The 4,907-nt window shown below is 31.0% G+C and carries 7 protein-coding genes; 3 read left to right on the forward strand and 4 right to left on the reverse strand.

Translation table 11 applies throughout. From position 1 onward, the window contains the following. The first annotated feature begins 204 nt into the window (after positions 1-204). A complete protein-coding gene (locus tag V7056_RS19665; RefSeq protein WP_087998307.1) occupies positions 205-450 on the forward strand; it encodes a hypothetical protein in 246 nt (81 codons plus the stop codon). A 161-nt stretch (positions 451-611) separates the two neighbouring features. After that, positions 612-1,346, forward strand: coding sequence for a hypothetical protein (locus V7056_RS19670; RefSeq protein ID WP_499704081.1), 735 nt, complete (start codon positions 612-614; stop codon positions 1,344-1,346). Between the two features lie 54 nt (positions 1,347-1,400). Here V7056_RS19670 and V7056_RS19675 read toward each other — a convergent pair whose 3' ends face one another. The 3 genes from V7056_RS19675 to V7056_RS19685 all read right to left on the reverse strand — a co-directional run bounded on the left by V7056_RS19675 (position 1,401) and on the right by V7056_RS19685 (position 3,468). Next, positions 1,401-2,297, reverse strand: a complete 897-nt coding sequence (locus tag V7056_RS19675) for a DMT family transporter (RefSeq protein WP_499704082.1) — start codon at positions 2,295-2,297, stop codon at positions 1,401-1,403. A gap of 237 nt (positions 2,298-2,534) precedes the next feature. Continuing rightward, entirely contained in the window at positions 2,535-2,870 is a 336-nt protein-coding gene (locus V7056_RS19680; RefSeq protein WP_499704083.1) for a L,D-transpeptidase, read from the reverse strand. Between the two features lie 151 nt (positions 2,871-3,021). Next, the gene (locus V7056_RS19685; protein WP_499704084.1) at positions 3,022-3,468 is read right to left on the reverse strand and encodes a CBO0543 family protein; all 447 of its coding nucleotides are present in this window, start codon (positions 3,466-3,468) and stop codon (positions 3,022-3,024) included. A gap of 338 nt (positions 3,469-3,806) precedes the next feature. Here V7056_RS19685 and V7056_RS19690 point away from each other — a divergent pair, with 338 nt between their 5' ends. Further along, entirely contained in the window at positions 3,807-4,226 is a 420-nt protein-coding gene (locus tag V7056_RS19690) for a GNAT family N-acetyltransferase (protein ID WP_499704085.1), read from the forward strand. 33 nt (positions 4,227-4,259) lie between these two features. Here V7056_RS19690 and V7056_RS19695 read toward each other — a convergent pair whose 3' ends face one another. Continuing rightward, positions 4,260-4,784: a GNAT family N-acetyltransferase gene (locus V7056_RS19695; RefSeq protein WP_499704086.1), complete on the reverse strand. Its 525-nt coding sequence runs from the start codon at positions 4,782-4,784 to the stop codon at positions 4,260-4,262. Between the last annotated feature and the right edge of the window lie 123 nt (positions 4,785-4,907).

Below are 4,907 nucleotides of genomic sequence, written 5' to 3' on the forward strand. Positions count from 1 at the left end.
AATTTAAATGAATTGTCATGTTTTTTACATGTGGTTGAAATGAAAGTCGATTATTCTAAACATTAAATAGGATCATTCATTATGTAAGTATTGAAAGTATAGGTCAATAACAACTAAAAATTTTTAGAGACTATTTCTGATTGGACACATTTTGAAGGATGCATTAATAAAATAGAATATATTGAAATAAAGGAGGGGTGTAGGATGTTTGAAATCTATAATGTAGCAGTCATTCCACTGATCATAGGAATCGTAGAATTATTTAAAAGAGGCGGGTTACCAGCAAAATACGCTCCATTTGTAAGTGTATTCTTTGGCTTACTCTTTGGCATCTTTTATATAGCAAGTAATATTAAAGAGGGTATTGTCGTAGGGTTAATGATTGGATTATCAGCTACTGGACTATATAGTGGTACAAAAAATGTAATCAATAAACCAGAAGAAAAGTAAGCCAGCAGCCAATTTGGTTGCTTTTTTTATTTGTCAAATCTTTAAAAGATACCATTCTTAAACAAGAGAACAATTTGTTTTAAATCGGTGATGATTGTGAAAAAATGATAAGTAGATTACTATTAAATAAATAAGCGTATTGTTAAAAAAGGAGTTTATACATGGCGAACAATTTATCACATATCGAAAAAAGTGAATTAACGAAATATATCCCACCTAAAGGGGAATTTACAAAATTTTTATCTGATGAAGATTATTTAGAAAAAGGTCAATTGTGGGGACTTTTTAATAAGAACCCAAAACATGAATTTTTATTTAAAGGACAGGATTATCAACGAATCGTTAAAATGGTTGGGTATGAGACTTACGGTGTAACTGCTGAGTATCATACAATCATTATTGAATTTGAAGATGGAAATTTATCAAGCATTCATCCAGCATATTTAAAAGAAATGCAGTCTCCAAATTTCAAAAAGGTATATATAGTTGATGAAAATGCTAGCAAATCTACTGAAGTGAAGAGTGAAAATCCTAAACCAAAAGAAACGAAAAGTACTACTGCTACGAAGGCTTCAAAAGAGAAAAAAGAAACAATATCAATCGTTCTACCAACAGAAAAAGCTCATTTCAATGGTACTGTTAAGGAATTTTCAACAAAATATAATCACTTTAATGATAGTGAAGAAGAAATTGTTATTTGGGAAAATGTCGTTGTAAAAGGTGATACCGAATTAACGATTGGAGATGCTTGGTGCTCGCTTAGTAAATCCTTGAAAGCAGCAGAATTAGAACTAGGAAATTCTTATCAATTTGATGGTAAAATTGTTGATAAAAAATTAAATAAAGAAGTGAAATATAAATTAAATAATCCTTCAAAAGTAGCAAAACTTTCATAAAAAAAACCGCTGAACATTTTTAAAATGTAATCAGCGGTTTTTTATGTACATAAATTAAGCAACTTCCTTTGATTCTATTTTTCTTTGTTTGAGTAGAAAAATGGCTAGACCAATTAAAATAATAGAGATTCCAATTCCTTGCTGCAAGGAAATGATTTCATCCAAAATAAAATAAGCCAGGATACATGTTCCGATTGTCTCCCCTAAAATACTCATTGAGATTACAGTAGTAGTTAACCATTTTAAAAGCCAATTAAAAATGGTTTGGCCTAAGATTGTAGCAATAAATGCAATACCGATAAATGACCACCACGTTTGTTTTGAGTAATTAATGAAGGGTTCATTAAGTGAAATTGCATAAATACATAAGAATAAAGCGCTACTTGCATACCCAATAATTGAATATGGAACAAGTGAAAGTGTCTTTCGAAAATGTTGTCCAACAAAGAAATATGCAGTAATGACACCAGCAGCAATAAAAGCTAAAATATCACCTAACAAAGCTTGGCCACTGATCTGAAAATCCTGCCATCCAATCACAATACTTCCGGCAATTGCAACAACACAACCGATTATTGCGCCAAAACTAAAGCGTTCCTTAAATAAAAAATACCCTCCGACCATTGAAAAAAGAGGTTGTAAAGTTACAATAACGGTCGAACTTGCTACAGAGGTATAGTGTAGTGATTCAAACCATAATGCATAATGAGTGGCTAAAAATAAGCCTGATAATAAACCTAGACCCCATTGTTTTTTTGACAAAGATTTTAATTCCTGTTGATTCTTTTTGCTTCCTATTAAAAAAGGTAATAGAATCAATGCTGCAAAAAGCATCCGATAAAATGCGGTAATCGAGGCTGGTGCATCTGCTAATTTCACAAAGATTGCAGAGGTAGAAAGTGCAAATACGGCAAAAAATAAAAAGGCATATGATATAAGTGGTGATTTCAAGCGTTTCCCCCCAATTAGTTTTCGTTTACAAGTTTACTATTAAATTAGTATAGAATATTTATAGAATTAAAAAAAGTACTGGATTTATAAGTACCCTATAAATTAATTTGGTAATCTTCTCAATAATTTGATTACATTAATGCATATATTTTTTTATGTACAAAAAAACCCCTAATACTGTTTTAGTAATGGGGAACTTTGTTATAACAATACTTGTTACATAATGTATGATTGAAATCAACTCGCAATGACGACGCCAGTTCCAATTGAAACTCTGGATGATAAATCCAAAACATCACGATTTTGCATTCTTATACAACCATGCGATACATCATGACCAATTGATGCGGGATCGTTTGTTCCATGGATACCGTAATGTGGTCTTGAAAGCCCCATCCATAATACGCCAAAAGGTCCTCCTGGATTTGGGTCTTTGTTTATGATTGTATATGTGCCAGCTGGTGTTGGTGTCACCATTTTACCAACACCAATCGGGTATGTTTTAATGAGTTGGCTGCCATCAAAAAGTTTTAATTGATGTCGAGAAGTTGATATATGAATCCAATTAGCCAAAATGATCATCTCCATTTTTCATTAGTATATGAAGTCAACTAGGCAAGTGTTAACTGACGAAAATGGTGTATCATGAATCAATAGGCAAAACAAAAAGCCTACTTTGAATGAGTAGGCTTTTGATGATATAAAGTAATGATAGTAGAAATTGTTAATTCGTGATATTTAACTTTTTCAAATAAAGATAAAACCAATAAGCGATTGTAAAAGGGATGACGTAGGACAATATCGTCCAATATATACTCCAACCATTTCCGTAATTTACATTTTCCGCTTGCAGGTAGCCGTATTCTAGACCAGTTGTAAATAAGGATATTACGATAATCAATATATATGGATGTTTGTATTTCTTTATAAAGTATATTAAATAGCATCCTAATACAGGATAAAGTCCAATATTAAAAGGCATTTCAGATAATGGGTGATCAAATGGCTGTACTTTCCAAAGTTCAAAATAGATTCCAAAATCATTAATCGTATATGCAAGAAAAGTTCCAAATGGAGCAATGAGAACTAAAAGAGTTTTATCTTTAAGGTTTAGATGAAATATAAAAATAATCCAAGGAATTACAAATCCAACGATAAAATTTAATGCCATACGTTCTCATTTCCTTTTTATCTTATCTTTTCCTTTTTCGTTTATCTTTAAACTTTGGAGATGAGTATTCATAAAGGGTAATATAAAATTAATAACAAATATAAATTGTAAGGAGATGTATGTTTATGTTTAATCAGAGTACTAGAAATGGATTGGAAAAATGATGGGAAGTATTTTCTGAGTTTAGTAGTATTCATTATTAAGTTTCAATGAATTTCCTCAAAATGAATAGGGGAAACCCTCTTCTCCTAAAGTGACTTATTCTTTAAAGATAGTGAATAGAGCCAAAGATAAGCGATTTGAATGATATGAAATTAACCAAAAAGGAAAAGATTAATATGGAAATTAGACCAGCTACATTACTTGATTTAAAAGAAATCATGTACATAGAGGAAGAAGTCATAAAAAGCAATTGTAGGGAAGCTGAAATTAGAAAGTCAATAATACAAAATAGATGCATAGTAAGTTGTGTTGATGAAATGATCAGTGGCTTTCTTATCTATCATCAGCATTTTTTTGGGCAATTTTTTGTTGAGTTAGTTATTGTGAGTCCTAGAAAAAGAAGAAATGGAGTTGCAAAGAGCTTATTAAGATATATAGAAGAAAACTGTCAAACTAGTAAAATATTTTCATCTACAAATCAATCAAATCAGCCAATGCAAGAAGTATTTAAAACGCTAGATTATGTAGAGAGTGGGGTCATACATAATTTAGATGAAGATGATCCTGAAATAATTTATGTAAGATTTAATAACTAAGTAGAAAAAAGAAAATTAAGTAGGTTTGAAAGTCTACTTATTTTCTTTTAAATCTCCAATAGGGTATTCAAAATAAGGTTCATCTTGATTTGAGTCTTCGAAATATTTTGTTCCTTTATCAATAAAACCTACTTTTTCAAGGATTTTTAAGGAGCCACCATTTTTAACGTCAGCAGAAGCGGTAATCAGTTTGACGCTACCGTGATGCTTAGCAAGTTCTAGACAAGCTTTAACTGCTTCGGTTGCATATCCTTGTCCCCAAGAGTTTTTATTAAAATGGTAAATTAATTCTACAGTGTCCATTTTCCCAGAAATATTAAACCCTGCTGCACCAATAATATTCCCTGATTTCTTTTCTTCCACAGCATAAACCGATAAACCTGTCTTTTCATTGCAGTTCCGATATCCGAGTATGATTTGAGATAATAATTCCTCTGTCGTAGCACCGCTGCAAAGGGCCATAACATCTTCATCACCCCAAAAGGATTTAGTTGCTTCAAGATGTTCATCCTCAAATATTCGTAGCGTTAATCGCTTAGTTTCAAATATTATGGTCATTTTAATAAATCCTTTCAATTCATATTTAAATTAATGCATTCCTAGTTAATATTTCTTCAAAACATGTCAAAACTCCTATTATTTGAAACAATAAGATTCATAAATATATGAATCTTATTGAAA

This window comes from Bacillus sp. JJ664 (genome assembly GCF_036962205.1).
In the GTDB taxonomy this organism is placed as follows: Bacteria; Bacillota; Bacilli; order Bacillales; family Bacillaceae_G; genus Gottfriedia.